General features: G+C 63.1%; 24 protein-coding genes and 1 pseudogene. 9 read left to right on the top strand and 16 right to left on the bottom strand.

Annotated features, from left to right (window positions below; translation table 11 throughout):
• Positions 1-249: 249 nt before the first annotated feature.
• Complete coding sequence (locus AC1Q7O_RS26825) at positions 250-561, bottom strand: helix-turn-helix domain-containing protein (protein WP_492662257.1); 312 nt, start codon at positions 559-561, stop codon at positions 250-252.
• Positions 562-792: 231 nt separating this feature from the next.
• Here AC1Q7O_RS26825 and AC1Q7O_RS26820 point away from each other — a divergent pair, with 231 nt between their 5' ends.
• Positions 793-1,098, top strand: a complete 306-nt coding sequence (locus AC1Q7O_RS26820; RefSeq protein ID WP_492662256.1) for a helix-turn-helix domain-containing protein — start codon at positions 793-795, stop codon at positions 1,096-1,098.
• Between the two features lie 73 nt (positions 1,099-1,171).
• Here the strand turns inward: AC1Q7O_RS26820 and AC1Q7O_RS26815 are convergent, their stop codons facing one another.
• The 4 genes from AC1Q7O_RS26815 to AC1Q7O_RS26800 all read right to left on the bottom strand — a co-directional run bounded on the left by AC1Q7O_RS26815 (position 1,172) and on the right by AC1Q7O_RS26800 (position 4,220).
• Positions 1,172-1,849 (bottom strand): hypothetical protein, encoded by a 678-nt coding sequence (locus AC1Q7O_RS26815; RefSeq protein WP_492662255.1) that lies wholly within the window; start codon positions 1,847-1,849, stop codon positions 1,172-1,174.
• A 112-nt stretch (positions 1,850-1,961) separates the two neighbouring features.
• Positions 1,962-3,068: an HNH endonuclease gene (locus tag AC1Q7O_RS26810; protein ID WP_492662254.1), complete on the bottom strand. Its 1,107-nt coding sequence runs from the start codon at positions 3,066-3,068 to the stop codon at positions 1,962-1,964.
• A gap of 126 nt (positions 3,069-3,194) precedes the next feature.
• Complete coding sequence (locus AC1Q7O_RS26805) at positions 3,195-3,968, bottom strand: tyrosine-type recombinase/integrase (protein ID WP_492662253.1); 774 nt, start codon at positions 3,966-3,968, stop codon at positions 3,195-3,197.
• 36 nt (positions 3,969-4,004) lie between these two features.
• Entirely contained in the window at positions 4,005-4,220 is a 216-nt protein-coding gene (locus AC1Q7O_RS26800; RefSeq protein WP_492662774.1) for a hypothetical protein, read from the bottom strand.
• A 186-nt stretch (positions 4,221-4,406) separates the two neighbouring features.
• Between AC1Q7O_RS26800 and AC1Q7O_RS26795 the strand changes: the two genes are divergently transcribed.
• From AC1Q7O_RS26795 to AC1Q7O_RS26775, 5 genes are read left to right on the top strand one after another with little or no spacing between them, the layout of a single operon-like run.
• The gene (locus tag AC1Q7O_RS26795) at positions 4,407-5,723 is read left to right on the top strand and encodes a metallophosphoesterase (RefSeq protein ID WP_492662252.1); all 1,317 of its coding nucleotides are present in this window, start codon (positions 4,407-4,409) and stop codon (positions 5,721-5,723) included.
• Positions 5,724-5,743: 20 nt separating this feature from the next.
• A complete protein-coding gene (locus AC1Q7O_RS26790; protein ID WP_492662251.1) occupies positions 5,744-6,781 on the top strand; it encodes a GTPase-associated system all-helical protein GASH in 1,038 nt (345 codons plus the stop codon).
• A gap of 2 nt (positions 6,782-6,783) precedes the next feature.
• Entirely contained in the window at positions 6,784-7,830 is a 1,047-nt protein-coding gene (locus AC1Q7O_RS26785; protein ID WP_492662250.1) for a TRAFAC clade GTPase domain-containing protein, read from the top strand.
• The gene (locus tag AC1Q7O_RS26780; protein WP_492662249.1) at positions 7,827-8,693 is read left to right on the top strand and encodes a TRAFAC clade GTPase domain-containing protein; all 867 of its coding nucleotides are present in this window, start codon (positions 7,827-7,829) and stop codon (positions 8,691-8,693) included. The genes AC1Q7O_RS26785 and AC1Q7O_RS26780 overlap by 4 nt, the downstream gene beginning before the upstream one ends.
• Before the next feature lie 10 nt (positions 8,694-8,703).
• A complete protein-coding gene (locus AC1Q7O_RS26775; protein WP_492662248.1) occupies positions 8,704-10,761 on the top strand; it encodes a GAP1-N1 domain-containing protein in 2,058 nt (685 codons plus the stop codon).
• Between the two features lie 35 nt (positions 10,762-10,796).
• Here the strand turns inward: AC1Q7O_RS26775 and AC1Q7O_RS26770 are convergent, their stop codons facing one another.
• The 11 genes and pseudogenes from AC1Q7O_RS26770 to AC1Q7O_RS26720 all read right to left on the bottom strand — a co-directional run bounded on the left by AC1Q7O_RS26770 (position 10,797) and on the right by AC1Q7O_RS26720 (position 21,149).
• A complete protein-coding gene (locus tag AC1Q7O_RS26770; RefSeq protein ID WP_492662247.1) occupies positions 10,797-11,768 on the bottom strand; it encodes a hypothetical protein in 972 nt (323 codons plus the stop codon).
• Between the two features lie 459 nt (positions 11,769-12,227).
• Entirely contained in the window at positions 12,228-12,674 is a 447-nt protein-coding gene (locus AC1Q7O_RS26765; RefSeq protein ID WP_492662246.1) for a hypothetical protein, read from the bottom strand.
• 4 nt (positions 12,675-12,678) lie between these two features.
• The gene (locus AC1Q7O_RS26760) at positions 12,679-13,719 is read right to left on the bottom strand and encodes a DNA-binding protein (protein ID WP_492662245.1); all 1,041 of its coding nucleotides are present in this window, start codon (positions 13,717-13,719) and stop codon (positions 12,679-12,681) included.
• Between the two features lie 273 nt (positions 13,720-13,992).
• Positions 13,993-14,676, bottom strand: coding sequence for a HAMP domain-containing protein (locus tag AC1Q7O_RS26755; protein ID WP_492662244.1), 684 nt, complete (start codon positions 14,674-14,676; stop codon positions 13,993-13,995).
• Positions 14,676-15,362 carry a heavy metal response regulator transcription factor gene (locus tag AC1Q7O_RS26750; protein WP_492662243.1) on the bottom strand — a complete coding sequence of 229 codons (687 nt, stop codon included), beginning with the start codon at positions 15,360-15,362 and terminating at the stop codon, positions 14,676-14,678. Before AC1Q7O_RS26750 ends, AC1Q7O_RS26755 begins: the two co-directional genes overlap by 1 nt.
• A 93-nt stretch (positions 15,363-15,455) precedes the next feature.
• Entirely contained in the window at positions 15,456-15,797 is a 342-nt protein-coding gene (locus AC1Q7O_RS26745; RefSeq protein WP_492662242.1) for a CzcE family metal-binding protein, read from the bottom strand.
• 313 nt (positions 15,798-16,110) lie between these two features.
• Positions 16,111-16,764 (bottom strand): helix-turn-helix domain-containing protein, encoded by a 654-nt coding sequence (locus AC1Q7O_RS26740; protein ID WP_492662241.1) that lies wholly within the window; start codon positions 16,762-16,764, stop codon positions 16,111-16,113.
• A 127-nt stretch (positions 16,765-16,891) separates the two neighbouring features.
• Positions 16,892-17,386, bottom strand: a complete 495-nt coding sequence (lspA, locus tag AC1Q7O_RS26735; RefSeq protein ID WP_492662240.1) for a signal peptidase II — start codon at positions 17,384-17,386, stop codon at positions 16,892-16,894.
• A complete protein-coding gene (locus tag AC1Q7O_RS26730) occupies positions 17,376-19,853 on the bottom strand; it encodes a heavy metal translocating P-type ATPase (protein ID WP_492662258.1) in 2,478 nt (825 codons plus the stop codon). The genes lspA and AC1Q7O_RS26730 overlap by 11 nt, the downstream gene beginning before the upstream one ends.
• Before the next feature lie 15 nt (positions 19,854-19,868).
• Positions 19,869-20,315: pseudogene (locus AC1Q7O_RS26725) on the bottom strand (heavy-metal-associated domain-containing protein); the annotation flags it as partial.
• 210 nt (positions 20,316-20,525) lie between these two features.
• Positions 20,526-21,149, bottom strand: a complete 624-nt coding sequence (locus tag AC1Q7O_RS26720; protein ID WP_492662239.1) for a cation efflux transmembrane domain-containing protein — start codon at positions 21,147-21,149, stop codon at positions 20,526-20,528.
• A 194-nt stretch (positions 21,150-21,343) separates the two neighbouring features.
• On the opposite strand from AC1Q7O_RS26720, the gene AC1Q7O_RS26715 reads away from it, so the two are divergent.
• From AC1Q7O_RS26715 to AC1Q7O_RS26705, 3 genes are all read left to right on the top strand, one after another.
• The gene (locus tag AC1Q7O_RS26715; protein WP_492662238.1) at positions 21,344-22,147 is read left to right on the top strand and encodes a sterol desaturase family protein; all 804 of its coding nucleotides are present in this window, start codon (positions 21,344-21,346) and stop codon (positions 22,145-22,147) included.
• On the top strand, positions 22,144-22,527 hold the full coding sequence (locus AC1Q7O_RS26710) for a DUF3703 domain-containing protein (protein ID WP_492662237.1): 384 nt from the start codon (positions 22,144-22,146) through the stop codon (positions 22,525-22,527). The genes AC1Q7O_RS26715 and AC1Q7O_RS26710 overlap by 4 nt, the downstream gene beginning before the upstream one ends.
• A gap of 77 nt (positions 22,528-22,604) precedes the next feature.
• Positions 22,605-23,249, top strand: coding sequence for a thiol:disulfide interchange protein DsbA/DsbL (locus AC1Q7O_RS26705; RefSeq protein WP_492662236.1), 645 nt, complete (start codon positions 22,605-22,607; stop codon positions 23,247-23,249).

The following is a 23,249-nucleotide window of genomic DNA, read 5'->3' as shown; positions in this document are numbered from 1 at the left end:
CTGCAGGCGGCTGCGGCGATGTCAGAGGAGCCGGAAAGTTCTACTTCCGAGCGGTACTGAAACGGGGACAGGGTCAGTTGCGCGGATTCTTCTCTATTGCCTTGGTACGGATGGCGGGTTGCAGGTCACTTTGACCTTTGGCATGGTGTGAGTTTCTCGCTTGAAGCGCCGGATCGCCTACTTCGAGCCGTTCCAGTGTTGCTGTCGCGTCATCCTTGCTTGGCCCGCTGACAGGTTGCGCGGGCGAAGTCAGGGCGGCGAACGAGTTTGCGGCCACAGTGCAACGTCGCTTAGTAGGACCGTGTCAGTCATGCTCTTCAGGCGAAGCTCTGCATCCAGACTGCCCACGAAATCTGTGAACTCTGTGTCGAGCGCTGCAAGCCAGGCGCGAAGCTCGATGACGTCCAACCGCCTCTCGCCGCTCTCGACCTTGCTCACGGTGGCCTGACTGTGACCGACCATCTTCGCAAGGTCGGCCTGCCTCAGTTGCTTGCGCTCCCGCAGCACGCGGAGCATGTCCAGGAATATTAGGTTGTGTCGGCAGTAAAGGGACTTGGCCATGGCTGTGTTTCCGGCGCAAGGCTAGCTTGCGGCGCGCCATATTCGGAAAGCGAATCTGCGCGACAGGGAGAACAAGGCAAGTAGCGGCGCGCGACCGTCCAGCAGCAACGCTCGGTAGCCCGGCCCAACGGCTGCCCGTGGGCTCGAAGGCTCGCCGTCCCGCATGCGCACCTTATAAGGTGTAGTCCTTAAGGATGCATGATGCGCCAATGCGGGCCGGACAAGCCCGCGATGAGTGCCTCGACCCCTCCCAACTTTGCGAAAGCACTGCGTGCCGTGCGGCTCGAACGCGGCCTCTCGCAGGAAGACTTCGACGATGTCTCGGGACGGACGTACATCAGCCGACTTGAGAACGGCGGCGCTGATCCGACGCTGACCAAGGTGGATCAGCTGGCCAGCACGCTGTCTGTCCATCCGCTGACGTTGCTGTTGCTGTCCTTCTGCACCAAGGGGACGACCGGCGAGGTGGACCGACTGCTGACACGCGTCCGAGAAGAGGTCGCAACGTTCGAAAACCTGCGCCTCGACAGAACCTGATCGACAGATCTTCGCGGCCAGGCGTGTAGCACCGGCGCCTCGTCCGCTCAGCGTCCACAGCACGGCTGCCGCATCAAGGATAGGACTCGAGCAGAGCTGGCGTCGCCCCCGTTGCCTTGACCGTGTTCACGATGTCGTTGATCGTGCGCGGGATGAACTGGCTAGAGTCGCCGACAACACTTCGAGCAAGCGCCGCGCCGAGCGAGGTAGCACTGAATCCGCCCGAAGCCTTGCTGAATGTGGTGTAGATGTTCAACGCATATCCGCCCTGATAGGGCATCAGGCAGACGAAGAACGTGGTGGCCTCACCGTACTTGCTCATCGACGAATCGCGACCGTTGGCGGTCAAAACGGCCCCCTCACAAGTCGGCACTTGAAATGATTGGCCGGATGCGGCTGCCAATGCAGCAAGGTTGGATCCCTTGAACGGCGATGCCAGCTGGAACCGCGCGGGCTTCTCTGGCAGAGGTGCTGGCGGGATGCCATTGTTGATCTGCACGCCGCTCATGTTCTTCTGCAGCGCAACCTTGATCGCGTCAGCAAGCTTGGCGGACGTTACTTCCGGGGCGGCCTTGATGTCGTAGATGGCATAGGCCTGGCTGGACTCGCGGGTTGGCGTTGTGCTGGAGCAGCCGGCCATGAGGACGCTGGCTGCGGCAACCAACGGAGCTGCCATCCGCGCTGTCCTTTGACTGCGGCGATGCACGCGCACGGACAGCTCAGCGGTAGCTCTCTCGATCAAATCTCGCATTCGTTATCTCCCAAGATGTCGCCTATAGAGTGGCACCTTATAGGATACATGACGAATGTTTTGAGGCCTTCGACGAGCAGCCAACGCTGGGCCTACAGCAGTGCGGAGGGCTTCAGCGCGTGCCCTTGAATCCGAAACGCTCAGCGTGCTGCGCCAGGTAGGCGCGTAGGGCAGCGTTTGGCGTCTTGCGCAGCTTCATGGGCAGTCCGAGTTCCTTTCGCTCAGATGGACCGAGCGCACGAGAGACCAGCATGGTCCCGTTGGCGGCAAAGGAGATGAGCCCAGCATCGAAGAGGGCGTCGAGGTTGGCAGACAAGATCAGCCCGTTGTCAGGATCCAGCCGCTGCTTGTTGTTCGAGTCTTTCCAGGGAAGTACATGGGAAGCTCGAAGGACGCGACCTTGGGTCAGGCCGGTGACCGCACATGCATGCCCCCACTGATCGAGAAGATCCTGCCGAAACTTGCCCTGACCGATCCGTGCGAGTGAAAGGCTCAACCGCGTGGTGGCGGCAGGACTTCGACCACCAGCTCCCGAGGGAGGTAGAGGCTCATCCGGTGCTACGCGCATGGCATCGACCAGGCGCAGCCACTCGGCACCACGCTGCGCGATGGGCACCATACCCATGATCTGCTCGGCCTCGGACAGTTGTAGCGGCATGTAGGCGGAGAACATTTTTGCCAGACTGCTCTTCCCTCTGACTTCGTTGGCCTGCAGGGTGATCGGCTGGTTGGGCCACCAAAAGAATTCCTCAGGGCAGATCCAGTTGCAGAGGGATGGCAAGCATCTGCGCCACTCGGCATTGAACGCCACTTTGCTGCGCCCGAAGGCGGCCTTCACCCCGTCCAACTGCCAGGCCTCGTCGCCAAGCGCAGCGAGGTTCAACTTCTTGACGATTCGCTCCCGTTCCTTCTCGTCGCCGCGAAGGTACTGGGCGTTGCCAGCGACGCCGACCAGTTGCTGGACCCGATCGTGAGAGGCGATCATGAAAACGAACGTCTGCCCGCGGTTCTCGTCGGTGGCCGCGTTGCCGACCCGCTCGGTGTGAAAGGTGCGGTAGCGCTGGCCGCGCTCTTCGAAACCAAGTCGATCAGCGTTGTTCCATTCCTCGTGCCCAAATCCATGCAGCGCTGGATAGCTCTCCCCTGAGACCTTCCACCCGGAAGGCCCCTTGTAGTTCTGCGTGTTCCAGAGGATGGGCTTGAGTAGGAAGAGCGCCATGGTCACCTTCTTCGATCAGTAGGACCGCGGACTGTATGGTCCGGACGGTGGCCGTGCGCGATGCGGCATGACTGGTTCGGTGACCTCAGGTGGCGGGGCATGCGCGCCGCAGCGCAATTCGCGCGGCTACTGGTTGAAGCCGTTGCTCGGCGGCGCTCCCCAGCTGACACGATGCACAGAGCTGACTGCCGCATGCCGGGCGTCATCTTCAGAATGAACGTAGACGCTGGTGGTTGATAGGTTGGCGTGGCCGAGCGTGTCGCGTGCATAGCGCAGGTCGGCCGCATTGGCCAAGCTGGACCCGGCTGTGTGGCGCAGCCAGTGTGCGGACGCTGCCTTCAGCTTCTCCGCCTGCCCCTCTCCACGACCCTCTTTGAGCCAGCGCTCGGCTGCCATCGCGAAGACATCCTTGATGACGATGTGGACGGCGCCCCGGGTCAGGGCCTCAGGCCAGGGCGGCGCCGGATGGTCGGCATGTTTCCAAGTAACCGGGAAGAGGAGGGGAGAGGGCTCATCTGGGCGCGGTAGATCGGCCAGGCCAAGCGCGCGCCGATAGTTCATCAACTCCACCATCAGCTCTGTCGTCGCCGGCACCAGGCGCCGCTTCTTGCCCTTGCCCAGCACATCAAGCCACCAGCGCGGGTCGCCGGTCTTCGTGTCGGGGCGATTGAAGAAGTCTCCCATCGTGTTACCGACGACCTCGGAGATCCGCAGCCCTCCGATGAACAGCAGCGAGAACAGCCAACGCACCCTGACGTATATGTCGCGCTCGCGCTGAGTGATCCGCGGCATGGCCAGGATTGCCTCTCGCACAACCGTCCAGAGGTCCTCTTCGGGGTGATGTTGGTTTGAATGCCAAAACTGACGTTTCAGTTCAAGGGTAATCCCTTGCTTGGTCACTGCGCGGTTTGGTTGGCAGGACGATCCGAGCGGGGATCATGCCGCCCGAAAGCCAAGAACGCGCGCGAGCTTAAGTGCTGTCGGCGCGACGCCCGTCGCACGTTGAGCACTGACGGGATCGACGACTGCCGATCCATCATCCGCACTTCCGCCCGCCTGTGACTCGTGAGCCAGATGCACCGGTTCCTTTCCCGGGCTGTTCGACAGACCGTCAGTTTTTGCACCCGGAACCAAGACGTCTTCGAGCAGCACCGCTGTAACTCGTTGATTTATCGAGAACCATTCCCTCAGAACGTCAGTTTTTGCATTGGAAACCAGCAGCGGTCAGCGATGCCTGCCACGACATTGCGGGGTCGGTTTGCTGGGTTCGGCCTTTCGAGGCTGGACATGGGAATCCTCCCTAAAGCTGCCCACTGAATGTGTCGTTACGATTTGTGAATGCGCCTGCTGCATCTTTCCGACATTCACTTCAAAGCACCCGACTGCCTGCAGCCGTTGATCGACCCGGAGCGCCCATACAGGACGCGGCTGAAGGCCGACCTCGTGGCCCTATGCGCGGAAAAGGCGGTTGACGCCATCCTGGTCAGCGGCGACATCGCCTTCAAGGGCCACCCCGACGAGTTCGCTGTTGCCTATGCTTGGCTGAAAGAGCTCGCTGCAGCGTCTGGTTGCCCCACTGATCGGATCTACGTGGTGCCGGGCAACCATGACGTCGATCGGTCCGTCTGCAAGGGCTCTATGGCCATCGCGAATGCGCAGGCGGCCATCGCCAATGCCAACCACCTGCGCAGGGAGGCCGTGCTGCGCACCCAGCTCAACGACCCGGATTCAGGCCTTGCGCTGTTCAAGCCCCTGGCCGCGTACAACGCTTTCGCTTCGCCCCTGGGGTGTTTTGTCAGCCCAGCGCAGCCGTACTGGTACTACAACCTGGACGATCTCGGCGGCGGAGTGACTTTGCGCCTTCACGGCCTCACCTCGACGTTGATCTCGGGTTTAGAAGATCGCGACGACCAGCCGGGTCGGCTCTATCTCAGTCCACTGCAGACGGTGCTGGACCCCGAGCCTGACGTGCTCAACCTGGTCATGTCGCACCACCCGCCGCGGTGGTTCCTCGACGAGCACGCTGTTGACGACGCCGTAAACGACCGGGCGCCGCTGCAGTTCTTCGGCCATGAGCACCGCCAGCGCTGCATCGCAACCGACGGCTACATGCGCTTCACGGCCGGCGCCGTGAACCCGGAACGCCATGAGCACGACTGGAAGCCAGGCTACAACGTCATCGACATCGAGGTGCTCGGCCAGGGCAAGGATCGCGTGGTGCAGGTGTGCGCGCACGTGCGCCAGCTCCAGAAGAATCCGGAGCGGTTCATCGCTCTGACGACCAAACAAGGGCAGGATGTCTGGGTCCAGAACATCCTCTTCCCCAGCCATGCAACGCACGTCGTCCGTCCGACCGAAGCCCAGCCCGCTCAAGCGGCCGCTGCAGCTCAGGTCGCGCCCGCGGCACCTGCGCACATCGCGACACCTGCGGAGGTAGCTATGAGCAGCCCGAGCACCAAGGGATTGGTCTTCCGTTTCTGGAACCTGCCCGACAGCCAGAAGCGCGAGATCATGCTGAACCTCAAGCTCATCACCCAGGAAGACCTGGTGCTGAGCGACGAGGAACTCTACAACCGCGGGCTGCGGCTCGCCGCCAAGCAAGGGCTGCTCGACGCGCTGGCCCGTGAAGTTGATCGTCTGCAACAACAAGGCTAACTGCCAGCCAAGGGAGGCAAATGAAACCTGAATTTCAGCGTTGGTACGAGGCGGTGCAGTTGACCCTAGACCCGCAAGTCATGGAAGCGCGCTGGGCGGCCTTGCAGGCGCTTGCCGAGTCGATCAACGACGCGGAGCTTGAAGCGCTCGCGCGGGCCGCCTTCCGTTCCGACCAGACGACGGCTGCCACCGCCACGGTTCGCACCAAGCTGGCCGACAAGGGCGGCGCGATGGCCGACGAGGAGTTCGCGCTGCTGGCTGCGGCTGCTCTGGCTGTGATCCTGCAGCGGGACGAGCCGGCGGCCGCACGGGCAGCCACGATGATCTGCACGGCTCATTTCAAGAACCTACGAACGCTGAGGCAGCCGATGGATCTGGTCGGTCTTGGCGCCACCGCCAGGGTTGCGCTGGCCCGGACCTCGCGCCGACGCCCGCCACTGGAGTTGGAACCGATGCCGTCGCTGGAGGTGGATACAACCCCCGCTGAAGAGACCGAGGACAGCAACGAGAGCATCAGGCTGCTTGCCGGCGCCTTCACCGAGGCGATGCAGCAAATCGCCGACCGGCAGGCTGACTTCGAGGAACGGGCTCTGCGGTATATCAGCATCCAGGACGAGGAGCTGAACATGCTTTGGTGGCTCCAGGGCGGCCGCACCCAGGCCGGCCAGCTCTTCGAGGAGATCCCTCGGGAGCAGCAGCCCTTCGTGCTGGCGCGCGATCTCGCGGAGGCCACCTTTTCCCTGCCTGGTGCGTCCGCCATCGGGTCGCTGCTGGAGCGGGCTGGCATCAAGAACGACGAACCGCTAGAGGTCGCGGCTGCCATCCAGGCCTTGCCGATCGAATGGCTCAGGATCGCACTTCCTGAGGCGGACAAACACAAGGTCTCGCCGGTCACCACGCCGCTGCACGAAGGAATCAAGCGGCGTCTTGAAGTGCGTGGCGAGAATTCGTGGATCGCTGGCTGGGCCGGCGTCTGCGACATCGACACTTCAGCGCGCCTGACACCGCTGCAACTGGCGGACCTCTGCTACTGCGAGCAGCTTCTCATCCGCAAGTAGCCATGGCAGACCTCGAACCGCAAGAAAGCGCCGAGTCACCTCGCTGTGCTAACCCGGACTGCCAGGTCGCGGTGGATGGCCGCTGCATAGAAGGCTTCCCCGACACGGCCGAGTGCCCGCAGTTCGGCCGCATTGCGATCATGCCGGTTGCCCCAGCGCCGGGCGCCCACCCTGCACCGAGCAATGGCGTTGCCATGCAGGCCTCGACCACGTTGTCTGTGGACGAGGCCGATGACGTCGTCAAGGAAAGGCCGTCGCGTGTCATCGCCATCGCAGGACCTCAGTCCGCAGGCAAGACCAGCCTGATCGCCGGCCTTTACGACCTGTTCCAGCTCGGCCAGGTCGGCAACGTGTCATTCGCTCAGTCCTTCTCCTTGCACGCCTTCGAGCAGGCCGCACACGACTCGCGCGCGGCGTCGCGCCGCACGACCCCTAACACGGCACGCACCGAGCGTGGCGAGGTCCGCTTCTATCACCTGGAGCTGGTCGACACTGACTCCGGCGCCGTGCCGAGCGTCCTGCTGGGCGACCGGGCGGGCGAAGAGTACCTGGAGACGCGCAGCAATCCGCTGTCCGCGCAAGAGTTCCCTGAGCTGCGGCGCGCGGACGTGTTGACCCTGCTTGTCGACGGCGAGCGGCTATTGGATGCCGGCCAGCGCCACAACCTGCGCTCCGAGATCCGCCAGACGCTGCACGCCTTCGTCGAGGCCGGCGTGGTCAGGACTACCCAGCGGCTGGCGCTCGTGCTGACGAAGCTGGATGTCATTCGCAAGGCAGCCGATGGTGGCGAGCGGACGTTCCAGGGCTTCGACACCCTGCTGGCAGGCCTGCGCGCCGACTATGGCGCGAACTTCGCGGCCGTCGAGTCCTTCCAGATCGCAGCGCAGCCCAGCACGGATGGCGCCAAGCGCGGCGAGAACCTCGACCGCCTGCTGGCCTACTGGATGGCGGAGCCGATGCGCTACCGCCCGGCCTCGATGGTCTTCGACGTGCCGGAGGCGGAACGCTACTTCGACCGCCTCATGGCTCTGCCGAAAGGCGCCCAATGAGCAAGCATTCCGTCGTCGTCATGGGCCTCCCTGGCTCCGGCAAGACCACCTTCCTCGCCGCGCTGTGGCATCTGGTCAGCGAGAAGGAAGTGCCCTGCAAGTTGACCTACGTGTCGCTGCAGACCGGCAACATCGAGCACCTGCATGAGATCGCCTCTCAGTGGCGGGCGGCCAAGAAGCAAGAGCGTACCGCCCAGGGGGGCGACAAGCTCGTATCGATGATCCTCAAAACCGAGGGTGGGAATCCGCAGACAGTCACGTTCCCCGATGTCGCCGGCGAGGCCTTCCTGCGGATGTGGGGCCTGCGCGAGTGCGACGAGACCGTCGCGGGCTGGCTCAAGGAACCGGGCGTGCTGCTCTTCATTCACGCCGACAAGGTCACCGTGCCCAACTTGGTGATCGACGAAAAGTTGCTGATGGAAGACCTCGGGCTTCCGCTCGAAGCCGACGCCGAGCCCGAGAAAGTGGTCGACTGGTCCCCGGACGTGGCACCCACCCAGGTGCAACTCGTCGACCTGCTGCAGTCGATGCAGACCGAACCACTGAACGTCGGGCCCCGCCGCCTGGCCATCATCCTTTCGGCGTGGGACAAGGCATCGGGCCGCGGCTTGTCGCCCGAGCAGTACCTGGCCAGGCGCATGCCGCTGCTAGATCAGTTCCTGAAGCACGGCCTGCATTCCGACTGGGAGACGCGCATCTATGGCGTCAGCGCCCAGGGCGGCGACTACGACGACGACAACACGAAGCTGGCGGACGCGGAGCGTCTGCGGGATATCGACGTGCCGTCGGAGCGAGTTTCGGTGGTCTATGCTGGTGGCAAGTCCAACGACCTGACCGAACCGCTGCAGTGGCTGCTGACGTAGCGCTTTCCCCGTGATCATCAAAGTTCATCAAGCGCTGCACGGGTATTCAGACGGACATCGCCAACTCGCCTGCTCGGCCAGACTCTCCCCGCAGGATGCCAAGCTGGTCCTCGTGATGAGCGACGTCTCGGGGTCGGGGGTCGCGTCCGAAGGCAGCAGCTACCTGACCGGCTACCCCCTCTCGGAAAGCGGTATGTACGCGCTGGCCAGGACCTGGTCGGCGCCAGAGATGCCGCGACCGGGATGCGTCTGGACCCACACGCTGTTCATCGACTTCCCGGACTTGGCTGCAATCGGCGCTCCGTCTCGGCTGGCCAAACTCTTCGCCAGGCCGGAATCACCGTCCTGGTCCTCCTATGGCACGCCCGGGACTCTCGACCTGCTGGCCGGCGACGGGCCCGAGCCGCGCATGACGATGCCGGAGGAAGACTGGGTGGCCGGCGTGCTGAGCGGGCTTTACGAGTCCGCCAGCAGCCGCGTGGTTGCCAAACGGGATCCGAGTGTGCCGGTGGACGCGCTGACGCTGCGGATCTGGGACCAGCAGTGGCCGCGGCTGCGTCGCTCGTTCAGGTTCTGCACGTTCACGACCAAGGACCGCTCCACCTTGGCCGCCTCATTCGATCTTCAGATCCTGCCCGGCCCCGATGTGTCGAGCCGCGCGCGCCTACCGAACACGCGCGAGGTGTCGCCGATGTCCTTCCAGAGCCAGCCCGATTGGCTGATGACTCTCATGGACGATGTGCGGCAGCCCAACTACGGCGGGCTGCGGGACACGCTGAAGCGCCTCGGTGCCGACATCCTGGGCGGCCGCGAGGCCATGCCAGTCTTTTGCACCTTCCACCGCCTCACGAGCGGCCCGGTGTCGCCGAACAAACTTCATGAAGCGATCGAGATGGTCGACGAGCCAGGTCCGCTTTCGACCTCGGACCTGGCACGCGCGCAGGTCGCTGACTACGTGCTGAGCAACGTCGAGGATGCCGACACGAGGGCGTTGGACTTTCTCTGGGACCAGTGGCACTACATCGAGCCGTCGCGCCTCCAGCAGCGCCTGCCGGACGTGGCTGCACCGCTCTGGCGGGCATCGCAGCGACGTCTGCTGGCGGCTTTGCGCAACCCCGCCGACGACGCAGCGGGCTGGGCGGCGCAGATGCTCAAGGCCGTTCCCACCGAAGATCTGCTGGCGGATTGGCCCGAGCGCGACGTGCCGCTCCGGGAGTTGCTGCGGGCGCGGCCCGACCTGGTGGAGGTGCCTGCCTTCTGGGCGGTGGTCGACGTCCGCTCCGCCCATGACCTCAACGGCCTGCCCATGACGGACACGGCCGCCGTCGCGCTGGTTCATGGCATGGAGCGCGAGCCAGGTATGCGCGCTGCGGTGCAGGCGCTGGGGCGGGTGCACGTTCTCAAGATCGTGCAGCTCCTGAGCGGTCTGAAGGACTCCGACGGCAGAGAACTGCGCTGGGTTCGGTACTGCGTCGACGATGCCTCGGCGGTTGCTGAGTTTATGAGCCAGGTGCAGGCACCGGCGCAGGCGCTGCTCATGGAGTTCGCGCGCACGGTGTCGCCCGATTCAGTGCCCAACCAGTATGGGGACGATCCTTGGTACACCGCGCTGTTGGAGCTCAGAAATGCCAAGGGGTCCTTGCCGCATCGGCTGGCCGCCTACGCCTTCGCTCGCGCACTGGGCCGCAGCTCTAGGAACATCGGCGAGTTGCTGCAGATGACCTTCGAGCAGCTGCACGCGGCCGTGTCCAACTCGGCGCTGGCTGACGACGACTGGCGGCTGATCGAGCCGCGGCTGTCGTGGGTGTCCGACGACAAGCGGTGGAACCGCGCAGGTCGGCTGAGGAACGCGGTCGCCAGCGCCTACCTGGACCGGCACCTGTGGCCGCGTGGGTTCGCTTGGATGGCTTCGGACAACAGCGTGTTCGTGGCGTTGATGGAAGAGACGGCGGAACGCTGGGGCGGCAAGCGTTTCCTGAAGACTGTTGAAGAGTCGCTGGAACAAGAGACCGACGCCCTCTGGCGGGCCAGGCGCGAGCTGATCCACTGGTTCCTTAAGCGCAAGTAGTCGCAAGATGGATGGCTCCATTCCGCAAGCTGCGTTCAGCTCGGCCACCGCCAGATCCAAGGTTTGAATTCCGGCCTTGCCGCTGGAAGTCGTGAGTCTGCGATCAGCCTTGCAACGTCGTCCACGGACAGTTCCACTTTTCGCTTGAGGGTCAAGCGGGGTTGTGGCTTCGCTCGCAACCATGATGGCCACCGCGCCTCGTCTTGGATCCACGCGATTTCAAACTGTTCTGTCCACACGCGTTCACGAGTGGGCGTCAATGTGAGAACGCCGGCAACCGACCCTGATAGCTGGCACAGCGGACCATGCAGCAACTGTTCCATGACACGTGACAGTGCCGCCTGCTCCCCGCCAAGCGTGCCGGGCACGCTTTCATCCAACGTGATGACGCACCAGTACCCTCGCTCTGTTGGGCGATGCGAGAGCTCGGGAATGGCCGCCCAGTACGCCGTCCCTGACCCGCCCTGACGGGTTTCGATTGCGATGGGTGACCAGCCGACTGCTGACAGCCGCTCCGCGTCAAGGCGCGTATCCGGACTGTCGTGCCACCGTGTCCAGCTACCTGTGTGACTGTCGAAGACTTCGAGTTCGTCCAACGGCACGCCCCCAACGTGGAAGCCGTTGAGGTCCTCGTCGATGCCGCCCACCTTCCAGATCAGCTCAGCATTGCCGTCCAGGTGGTCGTCTTCGGCAAAGGTCCATTCATGGAGGCGATCCCGCACAACGGTGCGAAGCATGCGCATCAACACCATCGGGTGCTCTGAAGCACGCGTCCGCCAATCGCGCATGGCGACGTCGAGCGTCCGCCACAACGAGAGCCGAAAGATTCCTTGATGAGGGGTGCGAGTTCGATCCGCTTCGAGCAGTTCGACATGCGGATATCGATCACCCGTGTCCCAGCGCGCAGGCCGCAGGAACGGCTGTCGCCGAATGGTTCGTACGCCAGCCAGTGCGTCGACCCTGTAGAAAAATCGATCGGGCAGCTCAGGATCAGGCGTGCGATGCACCTTGTGGGCTACTCCTGCTGCGGTTCAGGAGTGCCGGGTGCGATAGGCATCACGCCCCTATTCAGCACCGTACCGGTCCGAGGCCTGGAGATCGCAAGCGGCTTTGGGGAGCCTGCGATGAGACCGGTCGCGCCTTTTGGTTCAGTCGCCGCAAGATCCCTCGCCTGGTCACGTGTCAGACCCCGCTCGAAGATGCGCTGCGCCTTCTCTGCCAGGTCGTTGGGGACGGCAACAAACTTGCCAGGGGCGACTCGAACTCGCTTCATGCTTTAGGCCTCCGCAGCCAGTTACTTTGCCATGCTCGCGTCAAACAAGAACGCGCAAGGCTTGGGGGGCGGATCGTCCCAGCCCGCAGCGGCGTGCTTGAGTCGTTCCGGCTCGGCACGCTGACCGACCCCGCGCCGATTTCGGTGCAAAAACCTGGGTTAAGGGATCAGCACTCCTTGGAGAATCAACGACTTACGCAGAGGGGCCAAAAGAGCCCGCGTCGATTTGCGTGCAGAAACTGGGGTTAAGCGATATGTCGTGGACGGCATTGCGGGCGGTTGCTGCCAAGCCTGCGATCAGGCCGACTGCCGCCCTGGTGGTGTGGTCTGCTCGACTGCCAGCGATGGCCAGGCTGACGGTGCTGCACTCGACACAGAGGCTGTTAGCGACCGCCAGAATTTCGCCATCCGGGCGCTCCAGGGCGATCGCCACGCGTAGGAGATCAACCAGCCGGTCGACTTCCGCCAGCCGGCAGGCCAACTGCCGTTGCCACGGTTTCGCGCGCGAAAGCCCCTTCTTCAGCAGTCGGACCAAGTCGGCCAAGTCGCCGATCGTCTTGGTGATGGTCACCAGTTGTGGGGAATCAGAGGGCGGCACCGTTTCAGAGGTGGCGCTCGTCCCGGTGAAGGGCTCGTCCATCGCGTCAACCCGGGGTGACCTTGTGTTTGTACTTACCCGGCCCGCCAGGCGGGTTGATGCGCTCCAGCACGCCCTTCACCAGGTCTGCCTGCGACTGTGCAGCGGCGTTCGCAGCGGCGAGAAGGAGCTCCAGCTCGCTGTTGCGCTGCTCCAGCGCCGCAGCACGAAGCTGGAGGGCTTCGTACTGTTGGCCAGCCTGTCGAGCTTGGCTGCGCAAATCCTCGACCAACTGATTTTGAACGGCCAGACGCTCGGCTGACGTCTTGAGTTCTCGCAGCTGCTCGTCCACCTGGCGGCGTTCCGCGCGCGCTGCTGTGAGCAGGGCCAAAGCGTCGACCTTTTCCTGGAGTGCGGCCCGGAGTTCAGTTTGCTTTGCCGTCAAGGCCTCCGTGGCCGTCGCCAGCTCGCGCTGCAGGTACTGCAACTGCTGTTCGTGTTGGCGGGCTTCCCGGTCCCGCTGCTCCTTGGAGGCGTTGCGGAAGTGCTCAAGCGCTTCGCGGGCGTGTGTGTGCTTCTCCTCCAGCGATGCCACTTGGTCCAAGGCCGCTTGTAGTTGCGCCTGCAGGCCGTCGGCCCTGGCGGCCAACTGGGCAGTAGTTTGGGCGCTCTCGAGCCTGAGGGCGGCCAGTTCGGCTTCGATCTTCTGCCGAGAAGACTTCTCATTGGCCACTTCGGGTAGCAATCGCTCGGATTCGGCGCGGGACGCGCGTGCCTCGCCCTGGGCCTTGGACACCAACTCATTGAGGCGCCGGACTTCCTCGGTATGGCCAGCCCGGAGGCCATCAAAACGCGCCTGCGCCTCGAATTCCAATCGCGCTGCCAGGGTCATCACAAAGGCCTGCAACTCCTCGCTGACGGAACGCTCTGGTGTTGCGACGCCGCCCTCGTCAGCTTCGATTTCCTTGAGGTAGGAAGAGATCGTCGCCTTGGACCCCGTGTTGCCCAGTTCGATCCGGATTCCGTCTATGGACGGGTGCTTGCCGGCCTTGATCAATGCAAGCCGCGCCCGCTGTACCTGCCCCTTCGTGATTCCGGGTCTCGCCATGTCTGCCACCAATTTCGTACGTGTTACGTAACATGGATGGTACGTAATACGAAACGCGCGTCAAGGGCGCCAAATCGTCCGTTTTCTGACATTGCTTAATATCGGATTATCCAACGTCAGCCATCTCCGAGGCTCTCGAGGCCCGCCGAGCGGTTCAAAACGGTGGAAATCTCAAGGTTGAGAAAACGACGCGGCCCGAATGGCCGCATCACTGCGCCGGGTACGGGACGTCTGAAAGGAGAATCGCGCGATGCCTGCTGCAGCGACGGCAACCTACCGCAGCTTGGTCAGCGGACGTTTTCCTGGTGCGTAGGCTGCTTCCAGACGCTCTAGCAGCGCATTGAACTGCGCCAGCAGTGGCTGCAGCTCATCCGGCTGACCGCTCCCGTCCAGCCTCGAATCCAGCTTGCTGGCATTCAAGGAGGCGGTCTGACGTACCAAATCGCGCAATGGCAGCAGCCCTTTTCGGACCAGGAGAAATCCGCCCGCTGAAATTCCGAGCGATCCAGCCAAGGCCGAGAACAACAGCGTAAACGCCAAGCGATCCAGCAAGGCACTATCACTGCGCCTGTTATATATCAGCTCAGCGTCAGCCGTCCCGCCAGGGTGAGGCAACTCGACGACGAATGCCAAACGCTTATCCATTCCAGCTTGGCGGTTTCGGTCATCTTTTGCAAATACCAAAGTACCATCTCTGCGCCTGATTGTTAAAGACAATTCTTCGTGGCCGGCGAGTAGATCATTAAGCAGATGCTGGCTGTTCGATCCCTCTTCCAACAGCCGTTCCACGGCTATACGCTCTTGCGCGAGCAGGTCATCTTGGCGCTGGGAAAGCGTTAGCGAAATTACAACATACACCGCAACACTCGCCAAACCCAAGCCGAACATGGTTTGAAGAGCGAACTGTCGTGACAACCGGGCGCGTAGACTGTTACCCCCAAATTTAAGAGAAATCATCAGTCCCGGGCTTCCAGCACATAACCCATGCCACGGACGGTATGAAGCAACTGTCGATCAAAAGGCTGATCGATCTTGACCCGCAAGCGCCGGATTGCAACTTCGACGACGTTAGTGTCGCTGTCAAAGTTCATGTCCCAAACCTGTTCCGCGATTTCCGTCTTGGTGATTACCTCCCCCTGACGACGTAGCAGAAGCGCTAGCAGATTGAATTCCTTGGGGGACAAAGTCAATTTTTGCTTCGCTCGCTCAACCTTGTGTCGGATCAGGTCAACTTCCAGATCGGCCATACGCAATACAACCGGCGCCAGTTCCTCCCGATGACTGGTGCGCCCACGACGAAGCAACACCTCAATCCGCGCGACCAACTCTGAGAATGCAAAGGGCTTGACCATGTAATGGTCAGCGCCGCCCTGTAGTCCACGGACGCGATCTTCAATTTGTCCTCGCGCGGTTAACATCAGCACCGGCATAGAGCGGGTATGTCGCAGTGCTGCCAAAACCGCGGAACCATCAATACCAGGCAACATCCAATCCAGAATGACTAAGTCGTAGTCTCCAACCGCAGCCATGTGCAGACCGTCGACGCCTGTATGGGCGACGTCGACTATGTATCCTTCTTCGCTAAGACCTTTGCGCAAGTAAATCGCGGCCTTGAACTCGTCTTCGATGACCAACAACTTCATGTACCCGCCTTGGCGAGAACATACTCCGTCGGCTTAGGGGCCAACGGCAGCGATGGGGGTTGAAGATGGGCCGGGCCGCACCCGTTCAAACGGTCAGTTGCGTTCAGCTTCATTGCGTGACACATAAATCACGAACAGCTTGTCGACAAAACCGCTTGGAGAAATTGCGCGCAAGTCGACCGGGCGGTGATTGACCGAGTCGAACTTCCAAGTAAATACTTTTTCGCCTCTACGGAACGTGATGATGTCGCCGCAGTCCACGTTTAGTGAGTTTCTATCGTCAACATTGACGACCTTGGCCGATGAACCGGGCTGAACTACTTCACTGCCATACACTGACTTGCCGTTGGGAAGGCGCTCCAAATCAGATTGGCCGGCATGAGCGGCAGTCGCAAGCAGCAGCCCGGCCATCAAAGCAGTAAAACCGTTTTTCATAAGAACTCCTAGGACAGGCGCGCCCTCGGATGAGTGACTCAACGCCTGCTTGGAAACACTGTATAAATTCCTTCCTGACTTTAGTCGCGCGGCGAAATTACAAGATTGTCATCTTTCCAAGCGCGACCCACAGGCGCAAAGTACAGATCGCCTGCTAGACGCTCGATGCCCATATCTAGCCTTAATTATTCATATGGTGGCTAGAAAAAAGCTATTTTCTAGGCTGAGAGTGGTGCATGCACGCATTTCACAGCGCAAAATTGGTTGACAAAGCCGGTTTTGTTATTTGCCCATTGCAGCCGTGGCAGGCTGACTATTCTCGAAAACTTGATTGAAGAGGCTTTAATTTGCACCGAGCTAACGTGATATTGGGCGCAGCACCGTCAACGACGTCAACGGGAACGTCGCGGAGTGATTGGGGCCGCACTCCAAACGTCGCAACGAAAGTCCGTGTCAGATGGGCGCTGTCAGCAAAGCCTGCCCAATGGGCCGCCTCCGTGAGTGTCGATCCGCTGGCGAGCGTGCGCACCGCACGTTGCAGGCGCAGCCAACGGACGTAGGCACGGAACGGTAGACCCGAAACTTCAGCGAACCAGTGCAGGAAGCGAGAAGACGACAAGCCGACCGACCGGGCAGCGTCTTCCGCTCGCACTGACGCGCCCAAGGCGTGATCAAGCCATTGCAGCACGGCTGCCCAGCGTCCGTCGGCCGGGCCGTCGGCAGCGCTCGCGCGCGTCGTCCTGTGTCCTTGCAACCAGCGGGCCAGTTCGCATTCCAGAAATTCGACCTGCGATGCGGTCAAGCCGGCAGCCGATGCTGCATCGCTCGCGGCAGGCGCTTCGCCGACGATGGTGGGATCGAGAAACACCATGCGCAGGGGCCGCGATGCCACCAGACGATGCGGAACTCGAGCGGGGAGGAAGTGCCCCGGGGTATCCAGCACGCCCCAGGCGCCTTCCAGCTTCAATGTCCCTGCTGGGCACCAGGCGAGCTGGGCGGCTTGGTGCCGGTGCAGCCGCCCTGGTTCGACGGGGCCAACATAGACGGCCCATCCACGTCCGACGATGAGCTGGGGTCGTTCCGGGACAGCCGCTTCATCCATTAGCTGCCCGGACCTGCTTGCGGCCGAACAGTTCGTGGACCACGATCAACACCGCACCTGCCGAGATGCCGATGTCGGCCATGTTGAAAGCGGGCCAGTGGTGCGGCCCCCAGTGAAGGTCGATCCAGTCCACCACGGCGCTGCGCACCATCCGGTCGATCATGTTGGCCAGCGCACCGCCGAGGATCAGGCCGAAACCCACGCGCTCTGCACGCGAGGTGCCGGGCCTGCGGATCATGAAGACCAGGAAGACCGAAGCCGCTGCCGCGAGCCCGATGAAGAAAAAGCGTTGCCAGCCGCCCGCGTCGTGCAGGAAGCTGAAAGCCGCGCCGCGGTTCAGCACATGCACGATGTTCAGGATCGACAACCACTCATGCCGCGCGCCGTAGTCGACCCACGCAACGATGGCCGCCTTGGTCGCCACATCGCCCGCCAGCACCAAGGCCGCCAGCAGGAAGCCCACGCGAATGCTGCGATCAGCCTTCATGGTGCCGCTCATTCGACGGCGCCCCCCGCAGCAGGCGCATGCCATTGAAGACCACGGCCAGGCTTGCTCCCATGTCGGCGAGGATGGCCAGCCAGAGGCTGGCGTAGCCCGTGAAAGCCAGCACCATGAAGATCACTTTGGTGCCAATCGCAAAGGCGATGTTGGCCTTCAGGATGCCGCCCACACGGCGCGACAGCGTGATGAACTCAGGCAGCTTGCGCAGGTCATCCTGCATCAAGGCCACGTCGGCCGTCTCGATCGCCGTGTCGGTGCCCGCCGCTCCCATTGCGAAACCGATGTTGGACTTGGCGAGCGCCGGCGCGTCATTGACGCCGTCCCCCACCATGCCAACCGGGCCCTGCGCCGCAAGCTTCTCGATGGCCTCCAGCTTGTCTTGCGGCAGCAGGTCGCCGCGAGCATCCGTGATGCCAACCTGGGCCGCCACGGCTTGGGCCGTCTTGCCGTTGTCGCCGGTCAGCATCACTGGCTCCACGCCGAGCCGCTTCAGCTCAGCCACCGCCTGCTTGCTGCTGTCGCGCACCGTGTCCGCCACGGCCAGGACCGCGAGCGCCTGCTTGTCGGTCGACAGCACCACGGCCGTCTTGGCCTGGGCTTCGAACTGTTCGAGCAACGCGCGCACGGAGTCAGACGCGACGCCCAGCTCCGTTGCGAGGCGGTGGTTGCCGATGTAATAGGTTTGACCGTCGATGTCGCCCTTGACGCCACGCCCGGCCAAGGCTTCGAAGCCCTGAACGGAGGCATGCGGTCGGTCACCATAGCCATTGACGATGGCCGTGGCCACCGGGTGTTCCGACAAGGCATCCAGGCTTGCGGCGATGCGCAAGACCTCCGCCTCGGGCAACGAGCCCTGGGGCACGGTGTCCGTCAGCGCGGGGCGGCCGTGGGTCAGCGTGCCGGTCTTGTCGAGGGCCACCGCACGCAGCAGTCGCCCCTGTTCCAGGTACAGCCCGCCCTTGACGAGCATGCCCCGACGGGCCGCGGCAGCCAGGCCACTGACCACGGTGACCGGCGTGGAGATCACCAGGGCGCACGGGCATGCGATCACGAGCATCACCAGCGCCTTGTAGGTCCAGTCCAACCAAACGCCACCGAAGAACAGCGGCGGGATCACGGCGATGCCGATGGCCAGGGCGAAGACGATGGGCGTGTAGATGCCGGCGAACTGGTCGACAAAGCGCTGCGTGGGTGCCCGTTGGCCCTGCGCCTCCTGGACGGACCGGGCAATGCGGTCGAGGGTGGTCTCGCCCTTACGGGACCGAACTTCGAACTCCAACGTGCCGCGTTCGTTGATCGTGCCCGCGAACACCGTGTCACCTGGGTTCTTCTCCACCGGCATGCTCTCGCCGGTGATCGGCGCCTGGTTGACCGCCGAAGCGCCAGAGACCACCAGTCCATCAAGCGCGATGCGTTCCCCAGGCCGCACGCGGACAACCGCCCCCACTGCCACGGTTTCCGCCTTGACTTCTTCCCAGCGTCCGTCGGCCTGCTTGACGAGGGCCGTTTCCGGCGCGAGGTCCATCAGCTTGCGGATGGCATTGCGCGCACGGTCCAGGCTGAGCGCCTCGATCATCTCGGCAATGCCGAACAGCCAGATCACGACGGCCGCCTCGGGCCACTGGCCGATCAACGCCGCACCGATGACGGCGATCGTCATCAGCAGGTTCATGTTCAGCGACAGCGTGCGCAGTGCGATCCAGCCCATCTTGAGCGTCTCGATGCCGCCCAACGCGATGGCCACCAGCGATGCCCCGATGACTGGCAAGGACGATTCGCCCAGGCCGGAGAAGGCCATGACCTCCGCACCCATCGCCAGCACACCCGCGGCCGCCATGCGCAGCCATTGGGACTTGGAGATGCCCGTGCCGAACTCGCGCGTGACCGCCGGTGCCGGCTGGCTGCTGTCCTGCAGCACCGGCTGCATGCCCAGGCGTTCAATGGCCGCTGTGATCGGCGCCTCGTCCGGCAGGGAATGGCTGACGGTCAACTTGCGGCTCATCAGATCGAACTGCAGCGCTCTGATACCCGGCACGCCGCCCAGGGCCTTGCGCAGCAGCGCTTCCTCCGTCGGGCAGTCCATCTTCTCGATGAGATAGGTGGCTTGCCCCTTGGCGCTTGCCCCCGCTTCGCGCTCGACGGTGGCTTTCATGCCGATCTCGCGCAGCGCATCCAGCACCGGTCCTGGCTCGTCGAGACGGTGTTGCACCGCAAGGCGGCGGTTCATCAGGTCGAAGTCCAGCCGATCGATCCCGTCCACCTTGCCCAGGCGCTTGCGGATCAAGGCTTCCTCGGTCGGGCAGTCCATGTTCGTGATCAAGAACTGGGTGGTGTTGCCGCTGGCCGTCGGCGCAAACGACACAGGCGGCTTGCCGCAGGCGCCGCAATCGGCGGCGGGAGCGCAGCTCGACGCCACCGGTTCCGCGACCTCATCACTCAACTGGGCCTGCATGCCGATCGAATGCAACTGCGCCAGGATCGGCGCGGCAGAAGGCAGCGTATGCCCCACGGACAATCGGCGGGCGGGCAGGTCGAACTGCAGCGACGTGACGCCATCCATGGCCCCCAGACTGGCGCGAATGGCCGCTTCTTCATTCCGGCAGTCCATATTCGGAATCAGGAACTGCGAGGTGCTTTCGCTGGCCGCCTGGGCGGCTGAAGCCGGCGCCTCGCCGCTGGGGTCGCCGTCATCGGCAGCGCAACTCGACCCCGGTGTGGCCACCACGTCAACCAGCTGAGCCTGCATGCTGATCGAATGCAGCTGCGCGAGGATCGGCGCCGGCGAGGCCAGGGTATGCGTCACGGACAGCCGGCGGGCCGGCAGGTCGAACTCCAACGACGCGACGCCATCCATGGGCTCCAGGCTGGCTCGGATGGCCGCTTCTTCGTTGCGGCAGTCCATGTTCGGAATCATGAACACATGCGAGGTCGCCGCAGGGCTCGCGCCACCGCACCCGGAGGAGCACGTAGATCCGCAGCTTCCGGTGACCGCAGCGCCATTCGACGCCTTGGAACCCTGCGCTCCGCTATCGGCGTCCGTCGAGCGCGTTTCTTCGATCTTCATCGCTTTCCTTCAATGACCTGCCTGATTGCCTCCATTGCACACCCTGAAGTGGGTACGGAGTCAAGTAACACTTGAATGGCCTTGTTTTTCCCCGGCGGCGCCCGCCTCGCTGAGGATCTCTCGGCCGCCCTGGGCGGCGATCACCGAGACCACGATGCCGAGCACCAGGTCCGGCAGGTTCGATCCCCACCACATCACCAACGCCCCTGACAAAACGATCGCGAGGTTCACGATCGAGTCGTTGTTGGTGAAGATCGCGGACGCCTTGAAGTTGACGTCTTCGCCGCGATGGCGCTTCAACAACCGCAGGCAGACGAAATTGAGCGCTGCGTTCAGGGCTGCCATCGCCATCATCGCCGGGCCCAATGGGGGCTCCCCACCAAAGAACCGGCGCAGCACCTCGACCAGCAGCACAAGGGCCAGGCCGATCAACAGCCAGCCGGACAGCCGGGCGGCTCGAACCTTGATCGTCACCGAGCGGCCAATGGCGTACAGGCTCACGCCGTACACCAGGGCGTCGGACAGGTTGTCCAGCGCCGCGCCAATCACGGCGGTCGACGACGCCCACACGCCAACAGCCACGCCGGCCAGGCACTGCCCAAGATTGATCAGCAGGACTGCCACGAGGATTCGGCGGTCTGCCGCATCGCTGGCATCCAGGCCATGTTCATCGTCGTCGCTCATTCGTATCCCTTCCGGTGCGGCATGTCGCGAAGTCCTGGCCAAGCGATTGGAGACCCCGTACCTGGTAGAGAGTCAAGAGGCGTAGCAGGTTTGTTCAAGCGCTTCTGGAAACCGGTGGCAACACTGGCGCTGCTTGTTGAGGAGTGGCAATGTCAGCGCGTTCTGTTGTTCGGTACGGGGTCTATCCAACGGTGATGGCCCTGGTGGTTCTCGGTGTGGCGACGACGCCAGCGCGAAGCTATGCGCTGGTTTGGCTCGCCGGGCTTGTCGCGTTTGGGCTGCTCGCTGTGGCATTGCTGGAGCGCTGGTTCCCCTTCGACGCTCGGTGGCAAGCAGCGGACCTGGACTTCCCGGCCGATGTGGCGCATGCGGTCGTCAACCTGGTTGTGATGCACGCCGCGGTGCTCGGATTCGTCCTGCTGCGCGATCTGGCTGGCTATCAGGGTCTGGGGTGGCCCAGCGACTGGCCCTATCTCGCCCAGGTCTTCCTGGCGGGCTTGCCGCTCGATCTGTCGCTGTACGCCATGCATCGCCTGAGTCATCGCCATGGCGTCCTCTGGCGCTTTCACAGCATCCATCACTCGTCACGCCGGCTCTACTGGCTCAACGGCGAACGCCGGCATCCTCTCCACGCAGCGCTGATGGCCGGCCCGGGGCTGCTGGTTCTGGGCGTGCTGGGAACGCCCGCCATGGTGGTGGGAGGCTGGTTTGCGATCCTGGCCGTGCATCTCGCGTTCCAGCATGCCAACCTGGATTACCGAGTCGGCCCGGTTCGCTACCTGCTCGGTGTGGCCGAGCTTCACCGCTGGCATCACCGCGAGCGCTTCGAGGACGCGCAGGTGAACTTCGGCGAGTTTTGGCTGCTGTGGGACCACATCTTCGGCACCTTTTATCAGCCCAACTCGCCGCTCGGCCCTATCGGGATCGAGGGTGATCCGGTTCCGCACGGCTACGTCGAACAGATGGTCTACCCATTCAAGGCGGAGGCATGCGCATGAGCTTCGACATGCCCACCTACGGTCGGGCGATTGGGCCGTTCGTAGATGCTGAGTTGCGAGAGGCCTGGCGAGCAATGCGCAGCAGCGAGCCCACTGTAGGTTTCCTGCACCTCGAACGAGCCCACGTCATGGGGCAGGCTTCGACCTACCAGCATGTGCGCGTCCATCTGCACATGCTGGCATGGGGGCTGCGCACTCGCGACGTTCGGGAGACAGCCGGGCAGTTGCTCCGCATCGTCGGCGCAGCGACCAAGACGCCGTTCGGGTTGGTTCCCACGGGCAACACCGGAGGGGCAGACATCAGCCCCGTCAAGCCACTGCCGATCCCTGGAGATTTGGCCAAAGTCATCGAAGACGCGAAGCGAGCCGCGAAAAGCTGACCTGCGATCAGGCCCTTGACTCTGAAGTCACTTCATGTCTCAGCATCTGCGGCGTCAAAACTTTCTCCTTCAGAGCCATGGACCGTCGTCACTTTTCCAAAGCAGCAATCGCCAGCGCAGTCGCGGCCCCGCACACGCTCTACGCACAAGACCGCCCCGTCGAAGGCAAGCAGTACGCCAGCGTGTCGCCGCGCCAACCCACGCGAGATGCGAATCAGATCGAAGTGGTGGAGTTCTTCGCCTATAGCTGCGAACACTGCTTCCTGTTCGAGCCTGTGCTTGACGCCTGGCACAAGCGGCTGCCTGCGGGAGCAGTGCTCCGCCGGGTTCCGGTCGCCTTCCGCGAGGTGCCGTTTGCGATGCACCAGAAGTTGTTCTTCGCGATCGAACAACTCGGCCTGGTGGAGCGGCTGCACGGCAAGGTGTTCACGGCCATCCACGTGGGCAAACAGCGACTGGACAAGCCCGAGGGAATCGCCGACTTCGCGACGAAGAATGGCGTTGAGCCGGCTCGACTCTTGGACGCGGTCAATTCTTTCGCCGTCGCCACCAAGGCAAAGCAAGCCAACACGCTGGCGACTGGCTACAAGATCGAAGGCACGCCGTCGATGGGGGTTGACGGTCGGTGGTTGACTTCAGGGTCCATGACCGGTTCGAACGAGCGCTCACTGGCCGTGGTCGACTACCTGATTGGCGAAGCGCGACGCGTCGGCAAGAGCTGA

Source organism: Roseateles sp. GW823-FHT07B05 (assembly GCF_058794515.1).
This window is presented reverse-complemented; position numbering and strand designations above follow the sequence as displayed.